The organism is Pseudoalteromonas sp. SR41-8 (assembly GCF_014163915.1).
Classification (GTDB): domain Bacteria; phylum Pseudomonadota; class Gammaproteobacteria; order Enterobacterales; family Alteromonadaceae; genus Pseudoalteromonas; species Pseudoalteromonas rhizosphaerae.
In genome coordinates, this window is sequence record NZ_JACJEE010000002.1 from 15406 (window position 1) to 39858 (window position 24453).

Annotated in this window: 21 protein-coding genes; 6 read left to right on the forward strand and 15 right to left on the reverse strand. The window is 40.9% G+C overall.

Translation table 11 applies throughout. The annotated features are described in order from the left end of the window. Window positions 1–94: 94 nt before the first annotated feature. Together H5162_RS01685 and H5162_RS01690 are read left to right on the forward strand one after the other, a co-directional pair. Window positions 95–1219, forward strand: coding sequence for a sterol desaturase family protein (locus tag H5162_RS01685; RefSeq protein WP_182760035.1), 1125 nt, complete (start codon window positions 95–97; stop codon window positions 1217–1219). 187 nt (window positions 1220–1406) lie between these two features. Next, complete coding sequence (locus tag H5162_RS01690; RefSeq protein WP_182777478.1) at window positions 1407–3161, forward strand: hypothetical protein; 1755 nt, start codon at window positions 1407–1409, stop codon at window positions 3159–3161. Between the two features lie 198 nt (window positions 3162–3359). On the opposite strand, the gene H5162_RS01695 is transcribed toward H5162_RS01690, so the two are convergent. The 4 genes from H5162_RS01695 to H5162_RS01710 form a co-directional block, all read right to left on the reverse strand. Next, window positions 3360–4634 (reverse strand): leucine-rich repeat-containing protein kinase family protein, encoded by a 1275-nt coding sequence (locus H5162_RS01695; RefSeq protein WP_182777480.1) that lies wholly within the window; start codon window positions 4632–4634, stop codon window positions 3360–3362. 88 nt (window positions 4635–4722) lie between these two features. Then, window positions 4723–5436, reverse strand: coding sequence for a YebC/PmpR family DNA-binding transcriptional regulator (locus H5162_RS01700; RefSeq protein ID WP_145233481.1), 714 nt, complete (start codon window positions 5434–5436; stop codon window positions 4723–4725). Between the two features lie 179 nt (window positions 5437–5615). Continuing rightward, complete coding sequence (locus tag H5162_RS01705; RefSeq protein ID WP_182777482.1) at window positions 5616–7682, reverse strand: M13 family metallopeptidase; 2067 nt, start codon at window positions 7680–7682, stop codon at window positions 5616–5618. Between the two features lie 173 nt (window positions 7683–7855). Beyond that, complete coding sequence (locus H5162_RS01710) at window positions 7856–9598, reverse strand: ABC transporter ATP-binding protein/permease (protein WP_145234073.1); 1743 nt, start codon at window positions 9596–9598, stop codon at window positions 7856–7858. Window positions 9599–9820: 222 nt separating this feature from the next. Between H5162_RS01710 and H5162_RS01715 the strand changes: the two genes are divergently transcribed. From H5162_RS01715 to secF, 4 genes are all read left to right on the forward strand, one after another. Further along, entirely contained in the window at window positions 9821–10870 is a 1050-nt protein-coding gene (locus H5162_RS01715; protein WP_145233486.1) for an NAD(P)-dependent alcohol dehydrogenase, read from the forward strand. Window positions 10871–10997: 127 nt separating this feature from the next. After that, window positions 10998–11495, forward strand: coding sequence for a hypothetical protein (locus H5162_RS01720; RefSeq protein ID WP_182777484.1), 498 nt, complete (start codon window positions 10998–11000; stop codon window positions 11493–11495). A gap of 107 nt (window positions 11496–11602) precedes the next feature. After that, complete coding sequence (gene secD, locus H5162_RS01725; protein ID WP_182777486.1) at window positions 11603–13456, forward strand: protein translocase subunit SecD; 1854 nt, start codon at window positions 11603–11605, stop codon at window positions 13454–13456. Further along, entirely contained in the window at window positions 13453–14379 is a 927-nt protein-coding gene (gene secF, locus H5162_RS01730; protein WP_145233492.1) for a protein translocase subunit SecF, read from the forward strand. The genes secD and secF overlap by 4 nt, the downstream gene beginning before the upstream one ends. Before the next feature lie 68 nt (window positions 14380–14447). Here secF and ttcA read toward each other — a convergent pair whose 3' ends face one another. The 11 genes from ttcA to ccoN form a co-directional block, all read right to left on the reverse strand. Next, window positions 14448–15353 (reverse strand): tRNA 2-thiocytidine(32) synthetase TtcA, encoded by a 906-nt coding sequence (ttcA, locus tag H5162_RS01735; RefSeq protein WP_145233494.1) that lies wholly within the window; start codon window positions 15351–15353, stop codon window positions 14448–14450. A 74-nt stretch (window positions 15354–15427) separates the two neighbouring features. Next, window positions 15428–16354 carry a universal stress protein UspE gene (uspE, locus tag H5162_RS01740; RefSeq protein ID WP_182731414.1) on the reverse strand — a complete coding sequence of 309 codons (927 nt, stop codon included), beginning with the start codon at window positions 16352–16354 and terminating at the stop codon, window positions 15428–15430. A gap of 92 nt (window positions 16355–16446) precedes the next feature. Beyond that, window positions 16447–17181: an FNR family transcription factor gene (locus tag H5162_RS01745; RefSeq protein ID WP_145233499.1), complete on the reverse strand. Its 735-nt coding sequence runs from the start codon at window positions 17179–17181 to the stop codon at window positions 16447–16449. 41 nt (window positions 17182–17222) lie between these two features. Then, window positions 17223–17894, reverse strand: coding sequence for a sulfite exporter TauE/SafE family protein (locus H5162_RS01750; RefSeq protein ID WP_182777487.1), 672 nt, complete (start codon window positions 17892–17894; stop codon window positions 17223–17225). Then, window positions 17887–18054: a cbb3-type cytochrome oxidase assembly protein CcoS gene (gene ccoS / locus H5162_RS01755; protein ID WP_145233504.1), complete on the reverse strand. Its 168-nt coding sequence runs from the start codon at window positions 18052–18054 to the stop codon at window positions 17887–17889. Before ccoS ends, H5162_RS01750 begins: the two co-directional genes overlap by 8 nt. After that, a complete protein-coding gene (locus H5162_RS01760; protein WP_182731416.1) occupies window positions 18051–20426 on the reverse strand; it encodes a heavy metal translocating P-type ATPase in 2376 nt (791 codons plus the stop codon). Before H5162_RS01760 ends, ccoS begins: the two co-directional genes overlap by 4 nt. A 10-nt stretch (window positions 20427–20436) precedes the next feature. After that, window positions 20437–20928 (reverse strand): FixH family protein, encoded by a 492-nt coding sequence (locus H5162_RS01765; protein WP_145233509.1) that lies wholly within the window; start codon window positions 20926–20928, stop codon window positions 20437–20439. Between the two features lie 149 nt (window positions 20929–21077). After that, window positions 21078–22043: a cytochrome-c oxidase, cbb3-type subunit III gene (gene ccoP, locus H5162_RS01770; protein ID WP_145233511.1), complete on the reverse strand. Its 966-nt coding sequence runs from the start codon at window positions 22041–22043 to the stop codon at window positions 21078–21080. Further along, a complete protein-coding gene (locus H5162_RS01775) occupies window positions 22040–22225 on the reverse strand; it encodes a cbb3-type cytochrome c oxidase subunit 3 (protein WP_064667100.1) in 186 nt (61 codons plus the stop codon). The genes ccoP and H5162_RS01775 overlap by 4 nt, the downstream gene beginning before the upstream one ends. A gap of 6 nt (window positions 22226–22231) precedes the next feature. Next, complete coding sequence (ccoO, locus tag H5162_RS01780) at window positions 22232–22906, reverse strand: cytochrome-c oxidase, cbb3-type subunit II (protein ID WP_145234075.1); 675 nt, start codon at window positions 22904–22906, stop codon at window positions 22232–22234. 12 nt (window positions 22907–22918) lie between these two features. Continuing rightward, window positions 22919–24352 carry a cytochrome-c oxidase, cbb3-type subunit I gene (gene ccoN / locus H5162_RS01785; RefSeq protein WP_145233514.1) on the reverse strand — a complete coding sequence of 478 codons (1434 nt, stop codon included), beginning with the start codon at window positions 24350–24352 and terminating at the stop codon, window positions 22919–22921. Window positions 24353–24453: the final 101 nt, after the last annotated feature.

Consider the following 24453-nt stretch of genomic DNA (forward strand, 5'->3'; position numbering starts at 1 on the left):
CTACATGTCAAAATTTACGCCTTGTTATCACTGTATTTATCTGTCGCTATAAATGGTCAGTAACTTAACACGATTGGTATAAAAGGAATTACTAATGAAAAATACTCTAAAAACTCACCTGTTCCGTACTAACCACCTACAAATAGGTGAAGGTAATATTAGCGGTTATATCGGCTGCTTTTTAGCGATGCTGTCTTGTTTAGGCGTGCTCGCCTTTCATTTTCCAGAATATTTAACCACACCGGAACTGAGAAAGAGCTACAGTGTAGAATTTTTACGTCAACTGATGTTTGGTGCGCTTATCGTGGCCGGTAGTTTGGGATTACTTAACTTTGTACGTAACAAAAATAAACGTTTAGGTGCAACTGCGTGGTTTTTTATTGTGCTGGCCATTGCGTTTGGCGGCCCTAATGTTGAGGTGAATGATTTTGCTGATAACACACCCTATATAGGCCTAGACTGGTTTATATTAGATTTATTGGGTTCAACCTTAATATTTATTCTCATTGAAAAGCTGTTACCGCACCGCAAAGAACAAAAGATATTACGTAGTGAATGGCGCGGTGATCTAAACCACTTTTTTGTTAACCATTTGATTATTGGGTTTGTGTTATTAGTGACTAATCACTTTGTGCACTATGGTTTTGGTTGGGCAGTGTCAAGCACTGTGCAGGGCTACATCAGTCAATTACCTTTTATATTGCAAGTGCTGTTAATTATTTTAGTCGCTGATTTGATGCAGTACTTTGTACACCGCGCTTATCATGAAGTGCCTTATTTATGGCGTTTTCATGGTATTCATCACAGTGCAAAAGAAATGGACTGGCTTGCAGGCTCTCGCCAGCACATTTTAGAGATTTTAGTGACGCGCAGTTTAGTACTTACGCCTATTTTCGTGCTGGGTTTTTCGCAACAAGTGATTAGCTTATATGTGATAATCGTGGGTTTTCAGGCGGTATTTAACCATGCCAATGTACGGGTGAAATTTGGTTGGTTGAAATATTTATTGGTTACGCCACAGTTTCATCATTGGCATCACTCTTCAGATAAAGCGGCCATTGACCGTAATTATGCTGCGCACTTTTCATTGTTAGATTATGTTTTTGGCACAGCCGTAAAAGGCCAACAAGAATGGCCAGAAGCTTATGGCGTAGTCGGGGACTATGTACCAACTGGGATGTTAAAACAGCAGCTGTTTCCGTTTAAAAAGCAAAAATAGTCGCGATATGGGAATCCTTTCAATTTAGTGTTTTCGATAGTAGTCATATTTTATCGAGTATTGGTATGGACAGATAATAACCAAAAAATATATTGCTAAAAAAGGTACTGGTAGTAATAATTGATAACTGAAGGAATATGTATTACTAGCGACTTTTTTGAAACTAATTAAACACAAGGATTCTATTTTGCAATTTAAATCATTTTTAGTGAGCTTATCTATTTTAGCCGCAAGTGGATGCGGTGGCTCTTCTGGAGACAGTCAAGACACAAAGCCACCTGCTATTTCAGAGCAAACGTTTTCGCTCAAAATAACAGCCAATGGTGTTGCCGCAGGACTTGAAGTGTCATGGATGGATAACAAAGCTAAGCTTACTGCAGACAAGGTTATTGAACTGAGCGCAACGTCAAAAACATTTGTACAACCAACCTTATTAGCTATACCAGAAAGTATCACGTGCGACACACAGCTGAGCAATACAACAACGTTGAATTATAGCCTTGCTGTTAAATGTGTATCTTCTCAGGCGAGTTTTGCACAAACAACCCCTTATTCATACCCTGTAACTATTCGTTATGGCGAGCAAAGTATTCAGTTAAAAGACTCTCCAGTCTCGGTTCCACCACTTACAATGATTGAGCCTGAAATTACAGCGCTTGGCGGGCCACAGATTTGTGAAGTTGATGACTCCTCTAATCTTAAGTTTAAAGTAGCTTGCCGTCCTTATACTGTGGTGTATGAAAAACGTAAATTGTATTTGGTGTTTAGTGAACAAGAAAAGCAATTATTGTTTGATAACCCCGACAAAGAGCGGTTAATTGAATCTGAATATTTATGGTTTGATGAGCAAGTTTGGTTTATTACTGAAGGCGCCTCTACGCAATACAAATTACACTCTGCTTCTTTTGATAATGGCCAATTAGGTAATTATAAAATCCATGATATTAACGCTTCAAGTCTAGCTATTTCAGGCGGTAAACTATTTGCGTTAACGTCTTTTCCTGATGGTGTTTATAGTTGGCAAAGTGGTAAATGGAAAGCAGTATCTAACCTAATCAACGATGGGGTTTTGAAAAGTGAATTTATTGCAAATAATCAAGACCTTTATCTAGCGCTTGAAGATAATAATGAGGTTTCATCAAAATCGTATATACAGATCATAAATGCTCAGATCCGAGGGAGAACTGTATTGAGTAAGCAGATCAGTACATTTAGTCATACACCATTTTTTGAATATGATGACATCACATTTGGTCTAGGTTTTGGTACTGATGAGCAGTTGCTTATAAATGTAATGGACGTTATACCAAGTGCGCGCGATGACGCTGTGTTTTCATTGAATAATGTACGCAATGCTACTATTTGGCAAAATGGTAATAACCAGTTCTTATTTACAAACCAAGACAGTGGCATTGAACAGTTTAAATTCACACGAGAACAAGTAGAGACAAGTACTGCATTCGATTTAACCGCGTTAAGACAAATAACTCCTGATTGGATTGGCGGCGACTTAGATACTTTACTAGCGGGTGATTTTGTTGAGACAGCATCGATAAAATATGCCGTGCTTAAATATTTACGTAAGGCTGGTACAGAGCAGTCAGAATTGCAGTTGCAATCACGGTTAAATACCACTCAACCGATCAGAGTTTATAATGAAACATGGCGCACAATTGCGAGTTATGCACGAAGTAATACTAAAAAAATAACTCCTATTGTGAGTGAACAAGGCTATTTATTGGTTTATGTAGGTGATGCGTCATCTAATCAATCTACGGGGCAACTGTGGGCCCTATCAGCGGATAAAGAGTATTTGATCAAAGCTGATGTGTCATGGGAAAGTTATTCAATGAAAGACTTTCATTTTGAGACTATTTCTGAAAAACACCTTGTGGTGTATAGCGAATTTGCCAACGAAGTCATTACAATAACGCTTGATTAACGCTATTTTATTAACCAACTGAGCTTTGGGTGAATTAGTTTGACCAAAGCTCAGTAAAGTTACTGATATTATAAAAGCATACCAGACACGAAAGCCATATAAGTAGACCAAGGCTTATTTATATTCAGTTTTATTTTATAGCTATGTAGCAAAGCAAGGCGGTAAAGCACGACTCAGAGGTAGAGTCGCGCATAAAAGTTATAGTTTTTCTATTAGTGCTTTAAGAGTTGGTCGTTGGCTCATATCTGCATTCATACATTGTTGAGCAAGTTTTCTTAGCTGTGTTGCATCGCTCGTAACTTCAGAACACACGCTCAGTAAATCATCAATTAAGCAGCCAATCGCTCTGACTTCAATACGCTGCATTTGTTGGCGCTGATAGTCGGTCAGAGAGTCTAAGTTAGTTGCTGCGCCAAAGTCACCAAACAATACTGTGTATTCATCGTTTATCATGGTGTTGTGCGCATATACATCGCCATGACTTACGTTGTTGATATGTAAGTGGGCAAGGGTGCTGACCATTTGCTTAGCTATGTGTTTAATGGCGTGAGCAGTAAACTGTGTATGCTCAAAAAAGGTATCGCGGGTGCAAGTATCAAGTGACGGCGGTAAGCCGAGGTTTTGATAGTCCTTGCTGATAAGCTCCATAACCAGACCAAGTTGCTCTGGGTTATCGATATAGGCGAGAACGTTTATTAGGTTTTTATGTTCGCCCGCTTGCAAGCAACAGTTTACTTCATCAAGTGGATAGCCATCACTGGTGATCGCGCCTTTAAACAGTTTTAACGCCACATTATTGTGCTGCCACTGTGCTAAGTGAATAATCCCAGACGCACCTTCACCAATTTTTTCAACAAGTGAAAACTCGTTTAGTTGTATGGCTGCTAATTGAACTTGTTGTAAAGTTTGTGCTTTATTAAAGTCATTGCCTGCAAAAGCCAGCCAACTGAGTTTTGGTAATTCAAACAGCCAGTCATTAACATCAGTTAAGTTATTCGCAGATAAACGCACGAGTTCAAGCGCTTGGCACTGCTGCATGCTGTGTGGCAAAGTCGTTAGTCGATTACCAGCAAGGGCAAGTTTACGCAGTTGCGTAAGTTCACCAAAAGAGTCTGGCAATTGTTCAATATGGTTGTCAGTTAAAATTAACCATTGTGTCGAAAGCGGCAAACTATGCTCGGCAAATTCACTGATTTTATTGCCTTTAAATGCAATCATAATAAGGGAAGGGCATTTTGCCAATACAGCAGGAATATGCTGGAACTGATTGAATGATAAAAACACCCGCTTTAATTTAGTTAAACTAGCAAATTCGTCGGGCAAATCAGATAAGTTATTATTTGATAAATCGAGTACTTCGAGGGTATCTGCAAGGGTAAAAATTTCGTCTGGGAATGTGGTTAGCTCTTCAACTAGCTGTAAACGTTTAGTGCCAGCTAATTTACCACTACGAAGCTGTTCAACGGTATTCAAAATACAAATCCATTTATTTAGGGGTTTAACAATAAGAAAATAAAAAGGCCAATCAAGTTGGCCTTAGTCATAATTTTAGTCAATAAAATTAAAATTGTGCGTTGTGATACACGTTTTGTACGTCGTCACAATCTTCAAGCATCGCTAAAAAGCGTTCCATTACTTCTACGTCTTCGCCTGCAATTGGTGCTTCAACTTGCGGCACAAAAGAGATCAAATCTTCATCAAACTCAGTAACGCCCATTTCTTCAAGTGCGGTACGGGTGTTGTTGTACTCAGTATGCGGAGCAAAAACAGTGACTTTGCCGGCTTCAACTTCTACGTCAGTAACATCAACGTCAGCCATCATTAGTGCTTCAAGCACGGCTTCGTCATCATCGCCATCAAATACAAAAATAGCCAAATGATCAAATAGGTGAGATACCGAGTTTTGTGCACCAATTTTAGCGTTTGCTTTAGTAAAACATACACGTACATCAGCAAAGGTACGTTTGTTGTTGTCAGTTAAGCAATCAACAATGATCATGCAGTTACCAGGGCCATAGCCTTCGTAACGAGTTGCTGAGTAGTCTTCACCGCCGCCGCCTTTGGCTTTATCAATTGCGCGGTCAATTACGTGTGCTGGCACTTGGTCTTTTTTAGCGCGTTCAATTAAACGACGTAGCGATAGGTTGCCATCGGGATCAATACCACCATTTTTTGCGCAAATATAAATTTCTTTACCGTACTTTGAGTAAACTTTAGTTTTAGCACCCGCAGTCTTAGCCATTGAATCTTTTTTGTTTTGGTAAGCTCTTCCCATCTGCGTTTCGCCTTAAATATGTTTTTAAAAGTATAAATTTTGTAGTGCCGTATTCTATACCCAACTCGCTTGGAAATACAGAATTCAGTGGGAATTAAAGTTGCTTTGAGTGAGCAAGCAGCACAAAAAATATAACCCGCAGTTGCGGGTTATATTTTCAATCGAAATGTATCGGGTTATTACCAAATACGTACGCGTTGATTTTCTGGTAAATACAAGGCATCACCCGGTTGTACATTGAATGCTTTGTACCATGCATCGTGGTTACGTGGTGCTTGTGCTCTAAAGCGACCGGGTGCATGTGTGCCACCACGAAGCTGGTTTAACATGCTTTGCTCAGTGCGTTTTTCTTTCCATACTTGTGCCCAGGCTAGGAAGAACCGTTGATCGCCCGTAAGGCCGTCAATAATAGGCGCTTCTTTACCGTTTAGGCTGAGTTTGTAAGCGTGATAAGCCATTGCTAACCCACCCACGTCACCGATGTTTTCACCTAAGCTATTACGACCATTAACGAAGTTACCAGGGATTGGCTCGTATTGACTGTATTGTGCAGCAAGTTGGTCGGCTTTGGCATCAAATGCAGCACGATCGGCATCCGTCCACCAGTTACGTTGTACGCCGTTAGCATCTGATTTAGAGCCTTGATCGTCAAAACCATGGCCCATTTCATGACCAATCACGGCACCAATGCCACCATAGTTTACTGCCGGATCGGCATTAGGATCGAAAAATGGTGGTTGTAGAATTGCTGCAGGGAATACAATTTCGTTAAACGAACTGTTGTAGTAAGCGTTAACACGTTGTGGTGTCATGCCCCAGCGGTTACGGTCGGTTTTTTGCAATTCTTTTGCAGCGCTTTCAGCTCGGAAAAACTCGCGGGTATTTTTGATGTTGCCCATCAAATCATTGCTACTTATGCTTAAACCATCAAATGATTGCCATACATCGGGATAGCCAATTTTAGGCACAAACGCAGCGAGTTTAGCGCGGGCATTTACTTTCGTTTCTGCGCCCATCCAGTCTAGGTTGTCAATACGTTCGCCCAGAGCCGTTCGCAGGTTTTCTACCAATGCTGACATTTGTTGTTTTGATGATTCAGGGAAGTAGCGTGCTACATACACTTTACCAATGGCAAAACCTAATGAATCAGTGCTCGACATTTGGCTGATAGCGCGTTTCCAGCGTGGGCGTGGCTCTTGCTGGCCATTTAGCTCTTTTCCGTAAAATGCGAAGTTAGTATTGAATACATCTTCAGACAGTAGTTCTGCATTAGAGCTTAGTGCGTGATAGGTTAAGTAATCTTTCCATACAGTAACATCTTCTTGATTGATCAATGCAATCATTGCTTTGACCGGCTCTGGTTGCGATACATTTAACTGTGGTACTTGGTATCCTGTTTGTTCAAAATACAGATCCCAATTAAAATCAGGGTAGCTAGAGCTCAGCTCGCTGCGTTCGATTTGATTTAGGGTAAGGTCGCGGTTACGACGTTTTTCTCGTGGCCAGTGGCCTTGTGCTATTTTGGTTTCAAGGGCTAAAATTGCCTCAGCACGTTCAGTTGTATTGTCAACACCTGCAAATTTAAGCATGTCGGCGATATGGGCTACATAAGCAGTACGAGTTTTAACAAAACGTTCAGAATCTTCAAGGTAGTAAGAACGATCTGGTAAACCTAAGCCGCCAGCGCCTAATGACATTTCATATTTATTTGGGTCTAAGCGGTTAAACCACATGCCACCACCAATAGGCGAGTTAACGCCCGTTAACCACGATTGGCCAAATAATTTGGTTAGATCATCGATTGATGAAACGTTACTAATTTCCGTTAGTAGTGGTTTAATTGGTGACACACCAAGCTTATTAAGGGTATCGGTATCCATATATGCGTTATAGAAATCGGCAACTAACTTTTCTTCAGTATTTAAATCTTTACGGGCTGCGATCTCTTCAATAATTGCCTTAACACGCTCTTCGCTACGTTCTGCCAATCCTGCAAATGCACCGTAGCGAGTTTTATCGGCAGGCATAACGTAGTTGTCATACCATGTGCCACTGGCGTACATGAAAAAGTCATCACCTGGTTTTATGGCTTCATTGCGGGCTGTTAAATCTACCCCAAAGCTACCTAATTCAGCTTTTGCTGTCTGGGTTTCGGTACTAGGCTGTTGCGCTTGTGTTGTTTTAGGCTCTGAACAGCCGGTCAGAAATGTGGCAGCAAGTGTTGCTGCAATAAGTGTTTTTTTCATTGGACTTCCCCTGAATGTAATTTAATTATTTTTATTGCACGTTTTCTAACTCAGATTGTTATTGATAACCTAAAAACAGACAAACTTTTGAGGTGAATTACTTCTCAGTTAGGTGAAACAACAAACTACGCGGCATACAGTGTGTATCCCGCGCCGAAGATGAGTCTCCATGTTTATGCTGTTTTTTGTTGAAGTTCCCACATGCGCGCATATTCACCATTGAATTTAAGTAACTCATCATGTTTGCCTTGCTCGATCAACTGGCCCTCTTTGAGCACAATAATCGTATCTGCATCTGTTATTGTTGATAAGCGATGGGCAATAACTAAACTGGTATGATTAGAGGCTAGTGCAGACATGGCTTTTAATATTGCTTGCTCGGAATGAGAGTCTAGCGCTGAGGTTGCTTCGTCAAAAATGATAATAGGGGAGCGTTTTAAAATGGCTCGGGCTATGGCAATGCGTTGTTTTTCACCGCCTGAAACTTTTAAACCTCGTTCACCAACGAGGGTTTGATCACCTTTATCTAAACTATCAATAAAGCTGCGTAAATGCGCCATATTAATAGCATTATCAATGTCTTGTGCTGTAGCATCTGGACGGCCATAAGCAATGTTGTCGCGAATGCTGGTATTAAATAACACAGTATCTTGTGGCACAATGGCAATCGCTTGTCGCAAGCTGTTGAGTGTGACGCTAGTAAGTTGTTGACCATCAATATGTATTTCACCGCTGTCAATATCATAAAAGCGATACAGTAAACGGGCTAGGGTGCTTTTTCCTGCACCGCTGGCGCCCACCACCGCGACTTTGCTGCCTGCTTTAATAGAAAAACTAAGCTGCTTAATGATAGGTCTTGATGGATGGTAGCCAAAGTTAACGTTTTTAAATTCTATATCAGCGTGTTGTATATTGAGCTGTTGTGCATTTGCTTTATCTGAAATGAGTGGTTTACGGGTTAATAGTCCGAGCATATTTTCAAGGTCGGTTAAGGCGCGGCGAATTTCTCGATAAACAAAGCCTAAAAAATTGAGCGGTAAAAATAATTGGATCATATAGGCGTTGATCATTACCAACTCACCAATAGAGAGTGTGCCTTTAACCACTTCAATACTAGCAAGCCACATTAAAGCGGTGATCGCTGCTGCTATGATCAAGGCTTGACCTGAATTAAGGGCAAGCAACGATAAGCGGTTTTTAAGCCGGGCTTGCTCCCAACTAGCTAAAAAGCCATCATATGTTTGTGCTTCATGCTTTTCATTATTAAAATATTTAACGGTTTCATAATTAAGTAAGCTGTCAATAGCACGGCTGTTACTATTATTGTCGGCTTGGTTTGCTTCGCGAATAAAGCGGTTGCGCCACTGTGTTACAACAACCGTGAAGGTAATATATAAAGCCACTGCAAGCAGGGTAACTACGGCAAACCACGGCGAAAATAAAGTTGCAAAAATAATCGCAACTACGGCTATTTCAAATAAAGTTGGCACAATATTGAACATTAAAAAGCGCATTAAGAAGCTTAAGCCACTGGTGCCACGCTCTATATCACGGCTAATGCCGCCAGTTTGCCTATCAAGATGAAACGACAACTCAAGGCTGTGTAGGTGATTAAATACTTTTAGGCCAATATGGCGCATAGCATGTTCAGTTACACGACCAAACAACGCATCACGTACTTCACCAAAAAACACACTCGCAAAACGTAGTCCGCCATACAGTAACAGTAAAGCTATGGGTACGATGACTATATTTTGTAAACTTGGATCAACACTGTCGATTATTTCTTTCAGCGCCCATGGCATCAATAAAGTGGCACCCTTTGCGGCGATCAATGCCAGTGTTGCAAGTGTTACACGGCCTTTAAAAGCAACTAAGTAAGGCCACAAGGTGACAATGCTTTGCTTTAAATTCATCGCATCATGATGTTTTATTGCTTCTTGTTTACCCATTCCGCGCATATTTTCTCTAACTCTATTAAGTCTGCATTAAACTTTTTCTAGTAGCCTAGGGTATAAACTTTAACAGTTTGTATCTAGGGCTATACTACTAACAGCACATAGTACAGTTTAGGCAGCTTAAGACAATGTTTTAGAGTGGTTAATTAAACTCAGTTTTTAACAAAGAAGGGAAAGCAGATGAAAACTATCGGATACGCAGCACATCAAGCTAATACGCCATTAGAGCCATTTCATTTTGAAAGACGCGATTTGCGCGATGAAGATGTTGCGATTGAAATCTTATATTGCGGGGTGTGCCATTCAGATCTTCATACCGTAAATAATGATTGGGGTGGCACCAGTTACCCAATTTTACCAGGACATGAGATTGTAGGTCGTGTCACTGAGGTTGGCAGCAAAGTGACTAAATACAAAGTTGGCGATAATGTGGCAGTTGGTTGTATGGTTGATAGCTGCCTTGAGTGTGACCAATGCCACAAAGGCGAAGAGCAATTTTGTCGCGAAGGCATGGTCGGAACTTATTCAGGAAAAGATCGTATCACTGGTGAATCAACCAAAGGTGGTTACGCTAAACACATTGTAGTGCGCGAAGAGTTTGTTTTAAACGTTCCAGAATCACTTGATCTTGCTAAGTGTGCGCCAATTTTATGCGCGGGTATTACCACTTATTCGCCGCTACGTACTTTTAATGTCGGGCCTGGTAGCCGAGTTGGCGTTATTGGCTTAGGTGGGTTAGGCCATATGGCAATTAAAATCGCTGCGGCAATGGGTGCCCATGTGACAGCTATTAGTCGATCAGATGATAAAAAACAGCAAGCGTTGGAATATGGCGCTGAAGGTTTACTGGTATCTAAAGACGAACAAGCCATGAAAGCATACGCTAATCAGTTTGATGTGATCATTAATACTATTCCAGTTAAGCATGACTTTACCCCTTATATGCCCCTATTAGATATTGATGGTACTCAAGTATTAGTCGGACAAGTGGGTGAGATGGCTGAATCAAACTCGGTGCCATTATTATTGGGGCGTCGCCGCGTGGCTGGCTCTTTGATTGGTGGTATTGCACAAACTCAAGAAATTCTTAATTTCTGTGCGCTGCATAATATTTTACCGGAAGTAGAGATGATCAATATGGCAGACATTAATCAGGCTTTTGAACGCTTAAAAGAAGGTGACTTGTCTCATCGTTATGTCATTGACATGTCCTCACTTGAAGTCGCTTAATTATCGACTGTGATTTTTGGCCGTAAGTAGTTTTACTTGCGGTTTTTTTTGTTCAATTGCAAATTAGCTATTGAAATAGGGCAATTACTCCCCATTAATAATACCAGCTTACTATTTAGATAATAAAATGATCCGTTTCCGCTTAGTCCTTACTGTATTACTGCTGTTTACTGCACTTTTTAGTGTGCTGGCTAATGCTGTGAGCAACGCTGAGGCTAATGTGAGCCAGCCTACCGCTTTTTTTCAGTCGGCGATGTTATCTGATTTGAGTGCTTTAGAGGTGAAGGTATTTGATACTTCAGTATCAGATATCACCCCTTTTACCAAGAAGGTACCAATTGCGGCGGCTGATCAACAAACAGAAGGCGCGGGGTTTGAGTCTTTACAGCCACGCTTTTCAGCGAGTAATTCATCGCTATTTCTGTATCAAAGCCAAGTTGAGCCAAGTTATGTGGCAATATTTGAGTTTTTTGTACCTAGCCTTGCGCGCCAACTTTACTTACAACCCCTTGAACCGCCAATAACATTACCTTGGTTTGTAGCCTACGAAGGTAAAAAATCACGGATTAGTGGTTGGAAAGACGCCAACTTACAATACCGTGCAGTACTTACTTACTACAGTTAACTCTTCCTACTAATTTTTTCGATGTTTTAGTCATTCAACTAAAGCAAATAAATTACTGCGCCTATGAGGCGAGAAACCGATGCTTGCATTGGTTTAAAGGAAGCAATATGTTAAAAAATTCATCAAAAAAACCGCAGCTACAGCGTTTTAAAATAAGCTATATGGCGATGTTTTTGGCGCTGGTATTATTAGCTATCAGTGCCTTACCAAATTTATATCCAGCAAAATCGTGGCTGCATCTGAGTACAACGCAGAGCCAGCAACATTCACAGCAGTTACTAGCGAATACTCCTTCGCAAAAATCTGTTATTGATTTTTTAAATCAACATGGGTTTCTGGTTGAGCAATCAATTCAAGTGGCGCAAAACAGCCTTTCATTAAATGTGTTACTACAAGAGCCAACCAAAAGTGCCGCAGCGCAACAAGCGTTAAAAAGTGAATTTACGCAGTTGAATGCAAAAATAGTCACGCATCAAACAAGTCCCGATTGGTTACAAAGCTTAGGATTAGCACCTATAAAATTAGGTCTTGATCTTAATGGTGGTGTGTTATTTGTATTAGATGTTGATTTAGTGAAAGCGCAACAAGAGCAACTTGATAGTGCGTATGAACAAACTAAAACAATTATTCGTGATGAAAAAGCCAGAGGTGTTCGTGTACAAAAAAATGCCCATGGTTTTGAATTACACGCGTTGCCTGCTGCTAAAAGTGACTTAGCCGCAGTACAGGCGAATGTACTAAAGCGTTTTGAGCGTTTAATGGCAACTGCGCATTCACAGGGTAATTTAACAACGGTGGCATTTAGTTTTAGTGAACAAGGTAGTAATGCGTTTGATAAAGAAGTAATGAGTCAAACCTTAACCACTTTAAGAGGCCGTATTGAAGAATTAGGCATTACTGAAGCAGTTACCCAGCGCCAAGGTAAACAACGTATTCGTATTGAGTTACCCGGTGTACAAGATCCAAGTGAAGCAAAACGTATTATAGGTGCAACAGCGTCGCTTGATTTTTATCAGCTTAAAGAAATCGGCGGAAAAACCTTTAACCTGCAAAATGGTGGCTCGATCAATTTAGACCCAATTGCTATTTTTTCGGGACAACACATCAATAATGCCCATGCAGGACGCGATGAATGGGGCAAGCCGCTAGTGCAACTTAGCCTTGATAGCCAAGGTGGCGAGGCGATGTCGGCATTTTCAAAACGTAATATCGGTAAACCAATGGCAACGGTGTATTCTGAATATTATAAAAATACCAAAGGTGAAGTAGTTAAAAAAAGTGAAGTGATTAATGTTGCCAATATAGCTCAACATTTGAGTAGCCAATTTAGTATTACTAATATGCAAAGCCCACAAGCGGCGCAGGATTTAGCATTGCTATTACGTGCAGGTTCATTAACTGCGCCGGTGACAATCGTACAAGAACAAACCATTGGGCCAAGCTTGGGCGCAGATAACATACATAATGGGCTCGCGGCCTTAATGTTGGGAATGGGTATTACATTAGCCTTTATGGCGCTGTGGTATCGCCGTTTAGGGCTGGTGGCAAATATTGCCTTATTATTGAATTTAACAGCTTTAGTAGGATTAATGTCACTGCTGCCTGGCGTGGTGCTAACTTTACCGGGCATAGCCGGGCTGGTACTGACAATCGGTATGGCTGTTGATACTAATGTTATTATTTTTGAGCGGATCAAAGAAGAGCGCCGTAAAGGCCGAGCACCATATCAAGCGATAGAGCAGGGCTACCAACAAGCATTTGCGACAATTTTTGATGCTAATATTACCACTATGATCACGGCAATTATTTTATATGGTATTGGCTATGGGCCAATCAAAGGCTTTGCAATTACGCTGGCGTTAGGGCTAATAACTAGCGTATTTACCGGGGTGTATGTTTCTAAGGCATTGAGTCAGACTTTGTATTTAAAATTGGCAAATAAGCGAGGAGCTCGCGCATGAGCAATTCAAATGAAAAAATGAGCACCACAACCCGCTTACGTTTATCGGGGTTGGTTTTATCTATCCTACTAGTGCTGCTCTCTGTAATAGGGGTTGCTACAAAAGGATTGAATTTCGGCCTTGATTTTACTGGTGGCTATTTAACGGAGTTTACCACTGCAGTGCCAATTAGTGAGGCTGAGCTGGCGAAAAAAATTAGTTATTATCACCATGATGACTTTACCTTAAGCGCTCAATCTAGCCAGCACTTTCAGTTAAGAGAGGCAGAGCAAGCCAGTACATCGCCTTGGTTAGCAACGCTTACGCAAGATGAGACATTGGGTGCTGAAGTGTTGTCATCTTCTTACTTAGGCTCTCAAGTTGGCGATGAATTATTTGAACAAGGCTGTTTGGCATTATTTGCGGCAATGGTTGCCGTGATGGTTTATTTAGCGCTACGCTTTGAGTGGCGTTTAGCGTTGGGATCGGTTGTGGCTTTAATGCATGACGTGGTGGTGGTAGTTGGTTTATTTGCATGGTTACAGCTTGATTTTAACTTAACCGTGTTAGCGAGTTTACTGGCAATCATTGGTTATTCATTAAATGATTCAATTATTGTCGGGGACAGGGTACGCGAGCTACTGCGCTTAGATTCCACAACACAACAAGCTAGCGTGAATACGGTGATCAATGAATCAATTAAGAGCACTTTGACCCGTACTTTGATCACCTCAGGCACTACTCTTGCTACAGTGGCGAGTGTGTGGTTATTGGCTGGTGCGCCGTTACAGGGGTTTTCTATCGCACTATTTGTAGGAATTGTTGTGGGAACATTATCGTCAATTTGTATTGCTGCAACGTTACCGCAGTTACTTGGTTTAAGACATGAAAACTATCAAGTTAAGGTCGATGAGCAAAGCCAAGCGTTGATGGATATGCCGTAACTAACTTTATCAACGAAAAACAAAAATGCCGCGATATACGCGGCATTGTTATTCTTTAAGTTAATTTGTTAACTTAAATTAATTGTCACAACATCAGCTGTTTCATCATCGTTAAGTACAGGTTGTTTTGGTATGTCTGGTTTATCAAGCGCAATATCGCCGCCATCAATTACTTCACCGGTTTTTAAGTTGGTGAAATCAAATAACTCATTATCTGCTAGATGCGAAGGCACAACATTTTGCATTGCAGTAAAAATACTCTCAATACGACCAGGGTGCTCAATATCCCACTGTGCAAGCATTGCTTTGGTATGTTTGCGTTGCAGATTTTCTTGTGAGCCACACAGATTACATGGAATGATAGGGTATGCTTGGCTGATAGCATATTGTTCAATATCTGTTTCTTTACAGTAGGCTAATGGACGAATTACCATGTGCTCGCCGTTATCGCTCATTAATTTAGCTGGCATGCTTTTCAGTTTGCCACCATAAAACATATTTAAGAATAGGGTTTCGATCATATCGTCGCGATGATGACCTAAGGCGATTTTAGTGGCCCCCATTTCATTTGCGGTACGATATAAAATGCCGCGACGTAAGCGTGAGCATAGCGAACAGGTTGTTTTACCTTCAGGAATAATATCAGTCACTATACTGTAGGTGTCTTCTTCAACAATTTTGTATTCAATATTCTGAGTGTCTAAATATGCTGGCAATACATGTTCAGGAAAGCCTGGTTGCTTTTGGTCAAGATTAACAACAAACAAATCAAATTTAATAGGTGCAACACGCTGTAAATGCTGCAGCATGTCAAGTAGAGTATAACTGTCTTTTCCACCAGAGAGGCACACCATGATACGGTCGCCTTCTTCAATCATGTTGAAGTCCATCACCGCTTGACCGGTTTGACGACGTAAGCGTTTTTGTAACTTAGATAAGCTATGTTGAGCTTTGGCTTGAACAGAATGCGACATTACGCCCCCTTTAGAACTATGGGTAAAATAAAGGGGCGTATTATATGCCTAAAGTTTCAATCAACAAAATTTATTTAATCTTTTGCCAGCGGGCTCACATAGCCGTCGGGTTTTAAGGCTAATACGTCACAATCAAGGCTGTCAATGACATGCTCTGCGGTGTTACCTACTAAGGCTGCACTTAATCCAGTGCGGCCAACCGTACCAATCACCACTAATTCACTATTAAGGCGCTTTGCTACATCAGGGATCACGTCCTCTGGTAAACCTTCTTCTATGACACAGTTTTGCTGGGCGATTTGATGACTAGCTGCTAACTCATGGGTCGATTCTATATGGTGTTTTTTTACCGATTCGTTATAAATACTGGGGTTAAACTCAGGGATTTCAATTGCAATGTTTACCGGTGTCGCAGGATAGGCGTTAACGATACTAAGGCTTGCGTTAGCCAGTTCACATAAAAACTGCGCATCTTGAATAATACGATGGTTTAAATCAAGGTGCTGTTGGTTTTCACTTACAGCGTTAACAGCAGCTAAAATATTACCCTGCGAAGGCCAAGCGTGCTCTTTTACCAATAATACCGGGGCTGGGCATTTACGAATTAAATGCCAATCGGTTGGAGTAAAAATTACTGACTTAAGTGTATCGTGCTGGTGAGTTCCTTTTACAACCAAATCAAACTGTTGGTCTATTACCGTATCGATGATCGCTTCATAAGTGCGATTATGCCAAACCACTTGGCTGTTAATATCGACGTCTGGGTAGTGTTGCAAAATTTCATCCAGCCATAACTGACGGTCTTTAACGACGGCATTGCGCATTGCCTCGCGCTCATCGCCAGAGAGCATGGTCGTCATCTCATAGGAAAAATCATAAATGCTCATAAAAGCGGTGATACTGGCACCGGACTTTTTGGCTAATTCGATAGAGCGAGATAAACCATGCTGAGACTCAGCGGTTGGATCAATAATGGCGAGTATTTGTTTGATGGTGTTCATAAGCTGCTCCTTTAACTACTTTATAGCTAGAGTGTAACGTATAACGTGAGTAGTTAAAGTAACAGCTAACAACTAGTTGCGCTAGATCAAGTTTATTTTGGGTGGATTGCTGCAGCTGCGGATAACCCATCACTATCTAGAATAGTGATAAACTTACCTTCCACTTTTATTAAAGCAGCTTTTTGAAAACGACTCAGTAAACGACTAATCGTTTCAACGGTTAAACCAAGGTAATTACCAATTTCACCACGGGTCATGGTAAAGCGAAACTCTTTACGAGAAAACCCGCGTTCGCCAAAGCGATTTGACAAGTTGTAGATAAAACTAGCTAAGCGCTCTTCGGCTGATTTTTTATTCAGTGACAAAAACATTTCTTGGTCGTAGTTAATTTCACTGCTCATCAGGCGCATAATCTGCTGGCGTAGTTTTGGTAATTTACCCGCTAGATCATCAAGTGTTTCAAATGGAATTTCGCATACCATTGAGGTTTCGAGCGCTTGAGAAAAGCTTTGGTGTGCCATTTTATTTATTGCATCAAAGCCGATTAAATCTCCTGCGAGGTGAAAGCCAGTAATTTGCTCGTCACCTTGCTCTGAAAGGGTGTAGGACTTAAATGAACCAGAACGAACAGCAAAAATAGCGTTCAGTGGCGCTCCTGATTCAAAAAGGAAATCCCCTTTGTGTAATGGTTTTTTACGCTCAATGATTTCATCAAGTTTATCCATTTCTTGCCCATTGAGGGTAAAAGGTAAGCACAGTTGACTTATGCTGCAGTCATTGCAGCTGATTGTGCAATTATTTTTGGCTTTGTTTTGATATAAATCCATTAGTTCAGTCCATTAAATGTTGTCACATTAATTTGTTAAGATTAATGCAGCAGCTTGTCAGTTGCAATGATAAGTAAATAAATCCCGTACCAAATAAGTACACTGCCCAGTGCTATTCGTGCCCATGGGTGATTTAATACTTTATGTAATACTTGTGCGCCCATGCCGATACTTAACATCGCGGGAAACGTACCAAGCGCGAAAAATAGCATGACTAGAGCGCCATCAAGGGCTGTGTTGCTGGTCATCGCCCAGGTTAGCGCTGAATAAACTAAACCACAGGGTAACCAACCCCATAATGCGCCATAAGCCATTGCTTTAGGTAATGAGTTGATTGGCATTATAAAACGATTTAGTTTTACCAAGTGCTGCCACACCAAGGTTTTCCCTAGCGATTCCAGCCATTGTAAGCTTGCGCCTAACCGCATGATATACAAGCCAACCAAAATCATAAACAGGCCACTTAAAAACGCTAAAATTAACGCGAACCAATGACTTTGGGTGGCAAAATGGCTGCTGATCCCAGCAACGAGCGCCCCTGCGAGTATATAACTGCCGGCACGACCGATGTTATACGCAATGGAGTACTGCAATGGTCGGGTTTTATCTGTGGCTAATTGTAAGGAGCTGGCAATACCACCACACATTGCTATGCAATGTCCGCTGCCAATAAGGCCCATGATAAAAGCGCTGACAAATAAGGGGTCAATCATTACTTTTTTTGTGCTGCTCTTTATCATCTTCAAACAAAATGCTATGACCTTGTTTGTTTAAATCTGAAAATTGTTCACCGCGAACGGCCCAAAAAAACACTCCAATCGCGATCAGTACAAATAAAATAGCAATTGGAACTAGAATATAAATTATACTCATAATTTTAATAACCTTAGTGAGTTACTGATCACAATGATGGAACTGGCAGACATCCCAATCACAGCCATCCAAGGTGCAACTAGGCCTAATGCCGCAAGCGGTAAGATTGAACCATTATAGAGCAATGAAAGCGCTAAATTTTGCTTTATTATTCGGCGTGTTTTTTTCGATACCGTCAATAAATGCTCTATAGCGGCTAAATCACTATTGAGTAATACCACATCGGCGGTGTTTTTGGAAATATCAGCGCCGGTTTCCATTGCGATAGATAAATGCGCGCTATTAAACACTGGACTGTCGTTGACACCATCTCCTACCATAGCAACAATTTCACCTTGGCTTGACCACAGCTTCACTTCGCTTTGTTTATCCTCTGGTAGACAGCCTACTTTAAAGCTATCAAGTTTGAGCTTCTTAGCAATTTGTTGCCCTGCATTTGAGGCGTCCCCAGTTAGCATGTGGCAGGTTAAGCCTTGCTGTTGTAAAGAGGTAATTAAGTTTGCAGCATTACTTTTTACTTCATCTACAAAGTAAAAATTAGCAACCGGTTGTTGATCAATGTAGAACGTTGCTTGAGCATTACTTTTTTTACTGTTGAACCAACCACTTTTACCAATTGCATAGTTATGATTGTCATCTTCACCGGTGATGCCACAGCCAGGATGAATTTTAATATTCGTTAAGTCGCGCTGTGTGGGTGTGAACTCATTAAATGCAGTCGCAATAGGGTGTTCGGAGTAACTTTCAAGTTGTGCTGCAAGAGCCAAAATCTGTTTTTTAGATAAAGAATTTGCTAATAAGTCCACAGCATCTAGGCTAAAACGCCCCTGTGTTAACGTGCCTGTTTTATCAAAAGCAACGCGCGTTAATTGTGGTAGTGTTTCTAGCACATGAGACTGCTTAATGAGTATTCCTTTGCGGGTTAAGGTAGCCACCGCGCAGGTTAAGGCGGTTGGAATTGCTAAACTTAGCGCACATGGGCAAGTTGCAACAAGGACCGCAATGGTGATCCAAAAGGCATGTTCAGGGTCAACTTGATACCAGCCGATGGCGGTAAGTGAGGCAAATACCAGCAAGCAGGCAACAAACCACTGTGCCACTTTGTCGGTGATTTCCACCAGTTTAGGACGGGTGGCAAGCGCACTGTGCTGCAATTTAATTATTTGGTTTAAAAGAGTATTTTGACCAATTTTATTGATAAGAATTTCAATTACACCATCATGATTCACGGTACCGGCAAAAACTTGATGATCAATGTACTTACTAACTGGTAAATGCTCACCTGTCATCATTGCTTCATCAACGGTGGTGCTGCCAGAGCAAATAACACCATCTGCAGGAATTGTTTCTCCGGCTTTAATTAAGACTCGGTCACCGAGTTTTAATTTTTTAGCTGCAATAATATGTTCGTGGCCGTTTTCATCCAAAGTACGGGCTGTAAGTGGTAATAACTTTTGTAAGTTAGCAGTAAACTCACTGGCTTTCAGTCGAGCCCTAAACTCTAAATATTTACCTAGCAATAATAAGAAGGTGAACATACAAATTGATTCAAAATACACTTCGCCCACGGCCATCACTGTGGCGTAACTACTTGCGCCATATGCGCCAAAAATAGCCAGGGATACAGGAAGATCCATGTTTAACTGCTTGGCTTTTAAGCCATTAATTGCATTGGTTAAAAAGGGCATAGCACTGTATAAAATAACCGGTGAAGCGAGTATTAAGCTGATCCATCGAAAATACTGTTCAAAGCTTTCTTCCATGCCAGAAAACATGCCAAAGTACATGGCGAAAGCAAACATCATCACTTGCATTGTCATTAAGCCTGCTACGCCGAGCCTGCGAATGTACGATTTGGCAACTAGCTGCTTTTGACTTGCTTCAATATCGACTTGAAACGGGTAGGCCTTGTAGCCAATTTCTAATAACGATTTGATAATGTCGCTTAGTGGTGTCTGATCTTTATGCCATTGGATCATCGCACGGTTTGTTGATGTATTTACGTCAACGCGTTTGATTGCGGGTATATTTAACAGCTGCCTTTCAATCAACCATGCACAGGCGGCACAAGTGATCCCTTCAACGGTCAATAACACTTCACTGATGTCGTTGGTTTGAGAAATAAACTCGTCTTGAATATCTGGATTATCGTAACTGCTAATAAATGCTAATTGCTCTGGTACTAGCTGTTCTACTTTACCAGCGCGTACGGTTCTGAATTTATAATAATCTGTCATACCTTGAGCAACAATTGTCTCGGCAACGGTTTGACAGCCAATGCAACACATCGGTTGCGCGCTTGCGTCTATAACAACAGTCGCGCTAAAACCAGATGGTACACTTTCAAGGCAATGAAAGCAGTTATTAGACATGATAGCTTTACTACTTATATTCAGGACTTATGGTAATACTTTGCTTACTTGGCAAAGTGATGTTTTCTTTTAACTTCCAACTACCGTCTATTGGCTCAATAAATACAGTATAAGTACCATCACTATATGGATCAATAATTGCTGTAAATTCACCATTTGCATTAGGGGTTAAATGAGTACTAAAATCATGGGCCTGGATTGTACGGTGGTAAAACGATAGCTTTAAAGAATGGATATTACTGGTATCCCCTTTATTGAATTTAAAGCTTACTTTGTCTGTTTCGACGTTTAATTCCCCATGTAAATATAACGCTTTGGCTTTATCAAATTTGCTCAATTCTAAATTAATTGCTTTGCCTTTTTTATAGTAATCATCAACCACCATATCAGGGCCATTGCCGATCGCAGTTATAAAGAGGGAAATACAGCCAATGATGGCAACTAGCGGAAAAAAGATTAAAAACCACGGCCAGAAATTTTTATACCAAGGAGTAGAGGTCATAAATACACTTAATTTGTTTTGCGATAAGGGCATTTTATAGGATTTAAATTGAAAAGACTAAAAAAAAGCCTCCAGATGGAGGCTTTTTTGATCTTAATTAATCTATTGAATTAAAACATTAAAATATAAACAACCCATTAACATTTTAATTATTTATCTTGCGATAAACTATAAACGTATGCAGTTAATAGGTGGATTTTTTCTTCACCTAAAATATCTTTCCATGCAGGCATAACACCGGCACGGCCGTTATTAAGTGTTTCTTCAACAGCACGTTGAGAACCACCATACAGCCAGATGTTATCAGTTAAGTTAGGTGCACCAAACGGTAAGTTATGTGCAACTGAACCTTTACCATCAGCACCATGACACGCGGCACACATTGCAAACTTAGCTGCGCCTGCTGCTGCATCTTTCTGGTTAACGGTACGACCTGATAAGCTTAGTACATGAGCAGTCATTTCTTTAACGCCTTGCTCACCCAATGCAGCACCCCAAGGTGGCATTGCAGCAATACGACCATATAAAAGTGTTTCTTTGATTTTATCTGGCGTGCCGCCATATAACCAATCTTTATCAGTTAGGTTAGGGAAGCCTTGACCGCCACGAGCATCAGAACCATGACACTGTGAACAGTTTTGAGCAAATAAACGCTGACCAATTTCCAGTGCTTTTTCATCAGTAACAAGTGTTTCAATATCTTGCTGAGCATAAGCCGCAAAAATAGGACCAAAACGCTCATCTGCAGCGCGATATTCCGCATCAAGCTTTACAAATTCGCCATTCGCTTTAGCTTCTTCAACTGCTTTTTTAGATTCAGCTAAAGAGGTTATACCCTGGTTAGAACTGCTCCACTTAGCAATACCTTCCCAGTTACCTAGGCCAGGATATGCTGCTAAGTAATAAACTGACCATACAAATGTTGCAAAGAACATGTAAGTCCACCACTTAGGTAGTGGATTATTTAGTTCTTCAATACCATCAAATTCGTGCCCGCAGCTTTCACCTTCTTTAACACCAGTGTAGTTTGTTAAATTCCACACTAGTAATCCAAAAATGATAAATAAGCATGCAAGGGTTAATACAATAACCCATATACTCCAAAAGCTAGTCATTTCTCAGACCCCTTTTCCTCGTTAGAGATTGTATCATTATGTTTTTTCTCATCTTCAAAGATGACATTAGCGGCGTCTTTAAAACGTGTTTTACTACGCTTACTATATGCCCACACAACAATGACAATAAATAGTACTAAAATTACCAGAGTTAAAATGCCTCTGTATGTTCCGTAATCCATAATTAATTACTTCAAGTGCGTGCCAAGTTGTTGCAAGTAAGCAATGAGGGCTTGCATTTCTGTTGCACCCTTACCGTCATTCATAGCATCAACTTTAGCAACGTCAGCGATTAGTTCTTCATCACTACCATATCCTAAACCAGGGTGAGCTGGATTTTGTGGATTAATAGCAAATGTATCACGGAAAATTTTAAGCTTTTTCAGAGTAAGGCTAGTATCAACGCGATCCTCTGCTAACCAAGGAAAACCTGGCATGTTTGACTCAGGAACCACAGCACGTGGATTCACTAAGTGAGCATAATGCCAGTCATCCGAGTAACGTTTGCCCACACGTGCTAGGTCTGGACCAGTTCGTTTAGAACCCCATTGAAATGGGTGATCCCAAACCGACTCACCAGCAACCGAGTAGTGACCATAACGTTCAACTTCGTCACGGAAAGGGCGGATCATTTGTGAGTGACAGTTATAACAACCTTCACGTACATAGATATCACGGCCTTCCATTTCAAGCGCGTTTAGTGGGCGTAAACCATCGACTGGCTTTGTTGTATCATCTTGGAACATCAGTGGAGTTATCTCTACTAGTGCGCCGAAGCTGATAGCAAAAACAGTCAAGATAGCCATAAGGCCGATATTTTTTTCGACTATTTCATGTTTGTTTTGTGAATTATTATTGCTCATCATCTCACTCCGTTATGCTAACTGTGCTTGCGCATCTAATTTCAACGAATCATTCTTCGCAGAAATAGTACGGTAAACGTTATAAGCCATAACCAGCATGCCTACCACGATGAACACACCGCCTAGGAAGCGCATAACATAGAATGGATGTGATGCTTGAAGTGACTGCACAAAGCTGTACATTAATGTACCGTCAGCATTTACTGCGCGCCACATTAGACCTTGCATAACCCCTGAAATCCACATTGCTACAATGTATAAAACAACACCTACAGTATGTAACCAAAAGTGTGTGTTAACCAGTTTAATACTATACATACGACCTTGAGAAAATAATGCTGGGATAAGGTGGTAAATAGCACCGATAGAAATCATCGCAACCCAACCAAGTGCACCAGAATGAACATGACCAACAGTCCAATCAGTGTAATGAGAAAGGGCATTTACAGACTTGATCGCCATCATCGGGCCTTCAAAGGTAGACATACCATAGAAAGACAATGAAACAACTAAGAAGCGTAGTACTGGATCAGTACGTAGTTTATGCCATGCGCCAGATAGCGTCATGATACCGTTGATCATACCACCCCAAGAAGGAACGAATAAGATGATTGACATAACCATACCTAAACTCTGTGTCCAATCAGGAAGTGCAGTGTAGTGTAAGTGGTGAGGGCCTGCCCAAATATAAAGTGATACTAAAGCCCAAAAGTGAACAACAGATAAACGGTAAGAATAAACTGGACGACCTGCTTGTTTTGGTACAAAGTAATACATCATACCTAAGAAACCAGCCGTTAATAAGAAACCTACAGCGTTATGACCGTACCACCACTGAACCATCGCATCTACTGCACCTGCGTAGATTGAGTATGATTTAGTTAACGATACAGGCACAGCCATACTATTTACAATGTGAAGCACTGCAACAGTAATGATAAAGCCAGCATAAAACCAGTTAGCGACATAAATGTGCGATACTTTACGCTTAGCTATGGTGCCCATAAACACAACCGCATAGGTAACCCACACTACAGCAATTAAGATATCGATTGGCCACTCAAGCTCAGCATATTCTTTTGAACTTGTTATACCTAGAGGTAGAGTGATAACCGCAAGTACGATAACTAACTGCCAACCCCAGAAGGTAAAGGCGGCTAATTTGTCTGAGAGAAGGCGCGTCTGGCAAGTACGTTGCACGACATAATATGATGTCGCGAATAGTGCACTTGTACCAAATGCGAAAATAACTGCGTTCGTGTGTAACGGACGTAGTCGAGAGTATGTTAACCATGGTGTATCAAAGTTAAGTGCTGGCCAAGCTAATTGGGCAGCAATCAGAACCCCAATACTCATGCCAACGATGCCCCAAATCACTGTCATAATAGCGAATTGGCGTACAACCTTATAGTTGTACTCAGTTTGTGATGCTACTGTTTGGCTCATTTTCTGGCTTCCGCTGCAATAAATGCGTTTAGAAATGAATTACCCACTATATAAAGTGGGGCCTACTATTATTCTTAAGTATGTTATCAAAAACCCTCAAA